The sequence below is a fragment of the Sandarakinorhabdus sp. genome, from assembly GCF_041689835.1.
Classification (GTDB): Bacteria; Pseudomonadota; Alphaproteobacteria; order Sphingomonadales; family Sphingomonadaceae; genus Sandarakinorhabdus.
The window spans coordinates 1-4,912 of sequence record NZ_JBDNFM010000257.1 but is presented as its reverse complement, the minus strand read 5'-3'; the positions used below and the strand labels follow the sequence as shown (position 1 = coordinate 4,912).

Annotated in this window: 4 protein-coding genes; 3 read left to right on the top strand and 1 reads right to left on the bottom strand. The window is 62.3% G+C overall.

Annotated elements, in window-relative coordinates:
• A partial coding sequence (locus ACESL8_RS13050; RefSeq protein WP_372919544.1) for a TonB-dependent receptor plug domain-containing protein occupies nt 1–975 on the bottom strand: 975 nt, incomplete at its 3' end.
• Between the two features lie 317 nt (nt 976–1,292).
• Between ACESL8_RS13050 and cysD the strand changes: the two genes are divergently transcribed.
• From cysD to ACESL8_RS13035, 3 genes are all read left to right on the top strand, one after another.
• Nucleotides 1,293–2,279, top strand: a complete 987-nt coding sequence (cysD, locus tag ACESL8_RS13045) for a sulfate adenylyltransferase subunit CysD (protein ID WP_372919542.1) — start codon at nt 1,293–1,295, stop codon at nt 2,277–2,279.
• The gene (cysN, locus tag ACESL8_RS13040; RefSeq protein WP_372919540.1) at nt 2,279–4,153 is read left to right on the top strand and encodes a sulfate adenylyltransferase subunit CysN; all 1,875 of its coding nucleotides are present in this window, start codon (nt 2,279–2,281) and stop codon (nt 4,151–4,153) included. Before cysD ends, cysN begins: the two co-directional genes overlap by 1 nt.
• 372 nt (nt 4,154–4,525) lie before the next feature.
• On the top strand, nt 4,526–4,912 hold a 387-nt coding region (locus ACESL8_RS13035; protein WP_372919538.1), incomplete at its 3' end, for a PAS domain-containing protein.

Below are 4,912 nucleotides of genomic sequence, written 5' to 3'. Positions count from 1 at the left end.
GACCTCATAATTGGCCTTGGCGAACAGGTTGAAGCGCTGGAACGGCGTCTGGAAGATGTTGAATGGGTTGAAGTTGAAATCCTGGTAGAACGGGATTGCCGTGCGGCCATCTGGCGACAGCTGGCCGTTGCCAAGGTTGGCCACGTTTGGATTGGTGCTTGGCTGCCCAGTCAACGGATCGATCGGGCGCACGTTGCGGATGCGCGTCGGAACCGAAGTCGGCGAGCCGCCACCAGCACCGCCAGTGAAGCTGTTGATGCCAAGGAGCGAAACGTTGCGATCACCTTGGAAAACGGCATCAGACTTCTGGTAACCCATCGAGATCACGGCGTTGCCCTTGCCGTCGGCGAAGTCGCCGCCAATGGTCAAGTCGGCACGCAGGCGATGGCCGTCGCCACGCTCATTGAGGCCGTTGGACAGCTGCAGGTCCATCCCGGTGAAATTCTTCTTGGTGACGAAGTTCACGACGCCGCTGATGGCATCGGCACCATAGGTGGTCACGGCAGCGCCGGTCAGCGCGTCAACGCGCTCGACGAGGGCCAGCGGGATGTTGTTGAGATCGACCACGCCGCCAAGGCCGGCCGGAGCAATGCGCTGGCCATCGAGCAGCACAAGGTTGCGGTTGGCACCGAGGCCGCGAAGATCGACGAAGCTGGCGCCGCCGTTGCCGTTGTTCACGGCCGAGCCGACGTTCGGCACGATGCCCGGGATTTCGCGCAGCACTTCTTCGGCCACGTTGCTGCCGCGCAGCTGGATGGTTTCAGCCGAGGTCGTGACGATCGGCGACGCCGACACGAGGTTGGGGTTGCGGATGAGCGTACCGGTAACGACGATCACACCTTCATCAGCGGCTTCGGCTTCAGCGGCGGCGGTGGCCGTCTGCGCGAAGCTCGGAGCGGCCATCAAGGCGAGCGCCAGCGTGGCAACGCTGGTCGTGAGCGCGAGGCGCCGTTGCGTGTTGTTGAGGTTCGTCACGATATCTTCCTTCTATTAATCAAATTCAAAAGGATTGTGTCTCGCCATGAGACCACTCGTCAGCTTTTCAGCCCCGAACTGATCCTGGAACAGCCTCACAGCCGTACCGACAGCACAATACCCAGCCCCTCTCAGGCCCACGGCTCTTCTCTGAAAAGCTCGCCCCTGTGTAAAGCGCGCATACGCAGCGGTGCGCGTTTCCGCACCCCTGTGTGGCCAATTCGCAACAATTCAAAACCGCCCCGGTACGCGATGACCGTTACGGGCGCGCGACAATGGCCTTTTGCTTTTTGGGCGATGTCATTATGGCTGTCAGCATGGACAGCGATGCCGCCATTGCCGCGTATGCGGCGCGATTCCGCAACGGCGGTGGCCAACAGCGTCCAGGGGCGGGCGTGCTATCCCCGCTGGCGCCCGATCTGGCACGGCTGGAGGCAGAAGCCATCCACATCCTGCGCGAGGTGGCGGCCTCGTTCCGCAAGCCGGTGATGCTGTATTCGATCGGCAAGGATTCCACCGTGATGCTGCATCTGGCGCTGAAGGCGTTCTGGCCGTCGCTGCCGCCGTTCCCGCTGCTGCATGTCGACAGTTTGTGGGAATTTGCCGCCATGGCGCAATTTCGCGACACGCTGATGCCGGCGCTGGGCATCGACTGCCAAGTGCATATCAACGAGGACGGCGCGGCGCGCGGCATCAACCCGTTCATCCATGGATCGGCGTTGCACACCGAGGTGATGCGCACCGCCGGGTTGTTGCAGTCGCTGACTGGCGGCGGTTTTGACGCTGCGATCGGCGGCGGACGGCGCGACGAGGAAAAATCCCGCGCCAAGGAACGCATCTTTTCGTTCCGCGATGCGCATCAGGCGTGGGATCCGCGCCGGCAGCGGCCGGAATTCTGGCGCACCTACAATACCCGGGTTGGCCCGGGCGAATCGATGCGCGTCTTCCCGCTCTCCAATTGGACCGAGCTGGACATCTGGCGGTATATCGCGGCCGAGGCGATCCCGGTGGTGCCGCTGTATTTCGCGGCGATGCGCCCCACCGTGGTGCGCGACGACGTATTGTTGATGGTGGATGATGATCGCCTGCCGCTGCAGCCCGGCGAGGAGCCTGAAATGCGCCGCATCCGCTTCCGCACGCTGGGCTGTTATCCGCTGACTGGCGCGGTGGAATCCGATGCCGAAACCCTCGCGGATATCGTGGCGGAAATGGCCGATACCCGCACGTCGGAACGGCAGGGCCGGGTGATCGACCGCGACGGCGATGGCTCGATGGAGCAGAAAAAGCGGCTGGGCTATTTCTGATGGGCGCTGATCTTTACCGCGCCAAACTCACCCGCGACGGCGTGCTGCGCCTGATCACCTGCGGATCGGTGGACGACGGCAAATCCACGCTGATCGGCCGCCTGCTGCACGATAGCCAGGCGATCATGGATGATACGCTGACAACGCTGATCGACGACAGCCGCAAGCACGGCACCACCGGCGCAGAAGTCGATTACGCCCTGCTGCTCGATGGGCTGGAGGCCGAGCGCGAACAGGGGATCACCATCGATGTGGCGTGGCGATTTTTCGCGACACCGCGCCGCCGCTTCATCATCGCCGACACGCCGGGCCACGAACAATATACCCGCAACATGGCCACGGGCGCCTCCACCGCCGATCTGGCGATCATATTGGTCGATGCATCCAAGGGCCTGCTGACGCAAACCCGGCGCCACAGTTTCATCGCGTCGCTGATGGGCATCGGCCACATCGTGCTGGCGGTGAACAAGATGGATCTGGTGGATTTCGACGAAGCCCGCTTCCGCGCCATCGTGGCGGATTATACCGCCATCGCCGATCGGCTGGGCTTTGCCGGCTTCACCGCCATTCCGATGGCGGCGCGCAGTGGGCTTAACCTGTGCGCCCGGGCTGCCGAAATGCCATGGTTCGAGGGGCCAACGCTGATCGAGCACCTGGAAGCCGTACAACTGGATGCCGGCAGCGATGCGCGCCCGCTGCGATTTCCGGTGCAGTGGGTGAACCGGCCTGATGCCAGCTTTCGCGGTTATGCCGGCACCATCGTCGCCGGCCAGGTGCAGCCCGGCGATGCGGTGATCACGGCACGATCGGGCAAGGCGACGCACGTGACGCGCATTGTCACGGTTGATGGCGATCTGGCTGTGGCCGGGACGGAAACGGCGGTCACGCTGGTGCTGGCCGACGAGATCGACATTTCACGCGGTGATATGCTGGTCAGCCCCGAAAACCGGCCGCACGTGGCGCAGCAATTCGCCGCCGATCTGCTGTGGCTGGACGAAGATGCCCTGAAGCCCGGCCGGTCCTATCTGCTCAAATCCGGCCCGCTCACCACGCCGGCGTCGGTGACGCTGCTCAAGCACCGCATCGACATCAACAGCCTTGATGAACGACCGGCACGCACGCTGGCCATGAACGAGATCGGCCTGGTCAATCTGGAAACCACCGCGCCGCTGCTGTTCGATCCCTACACCGAATGCCGCGACACCGGCGGCTTCATCCTCATCGACCGCTACACCAACAACACGGTAGGCGCCGGCATGATCCGCCACGCCCTGCGCCGCGCCAGCAACATCCACCTGCAACCGATGACCGTCACCCAGGCGCAGCGCAGCGCGCTCAAAGGCCATCAGCCTGCGGTGATCTGGTTCACCGGCCTCTCCGGCTCTGGCAAATCCACCATCGCCAATCTGGTCGAAGCCCAGCTGGCGGCGCTGGCCTGCCACACCTACTCACTGGACGGGGACAATGTCCGCCACGGCCTCAACCGCGATCTCGGCTTCACCGATGCCGACCGTGTCGAAAACATCCGCCGCATCGGCGAAATCGCCAAACTGATGGCTGACGCCGGCCTGATCGTCACCTGCTCTTTCATCTCCCCCTTCCGCTCAGAACGCGAAATGGCGAGGCAGCTGGTGGGCGCCGAACGTTTCGTCGAAGTCTTCGTCGATACCCCGATCGAAATCTGCCAGGCCCGCGACCCCAAAGGCCTGTATGCCAAAGCCGCCAGCGGCGAACTGACGAACTTCACCGGCATCGACAGCCCCTACGAAGCACCGCAGCACCCACAGCTGCACATCATCACTGCCACCATGACAGAAGCCGACGCCGCGCAGGCCATCATCGACTGGTTGCGCGCGCACGACATCATCGGGTGAAAGGGGAATAAGGGCGCCTCCGGCAGGCAGGGCCCGAGACCCTGCACCCGTTCATTTCGGGTGCGATGATGGGAGACGTGTCCGTTTGCGACCCAGGTCCGGACAGTCCCCAAACCACAGCCGCACGGTGGCTTCCGTTAAAGGCGGTTGGTCGTCATTGAGCTTGCAAACGCCTGCTCGGTTGTGAAGTCTGGAATGTCGAATTTAGCAAGCGAACAGTCGGATGGTTGCCGCCGTAAGCTTTAGATTCCAGACTTGCATTGGAGCGCTTTTTATTCGACTGGTTGCCCGGTTGGCGGGTTTCGTATAGATAACCCTACCAAGGCGGAGTATGGTTCGCAGCTGTGCGTTGTCAACGGAAGCCTCGGTGCGATGTCGACAATTCACGTGCAAACGCCGCTTGCCAAAGGGACATTTGTTCCGTCGTCTCCGGTTAGTCGGCTCTCCACACTTAGCCTGGCCAATGTGCTCGATCAAAGCACCGATTGCGTCAAGCTGGTGGGTGTTGATGGAACCGTTCAATACATGAACGGCAACGGCCTGTGCGCGATGGAGATCGATGATTTTCGCGCAATCGACGGCGCTGTATGGGTTAATTTGTGGCCCGAAGCTGCACGTTCAGATATTTTGGCCTCCTACATTGAAGCCGCAGGCGGCCAGACCGCTCGATTCCGCGCTTATTGCCCAACAACCAAAGGATCGCCGCGCTGGTGGGACGTGTCTGTGTCTGGGGTCAACGATAGCGCAGACCAACTTGTT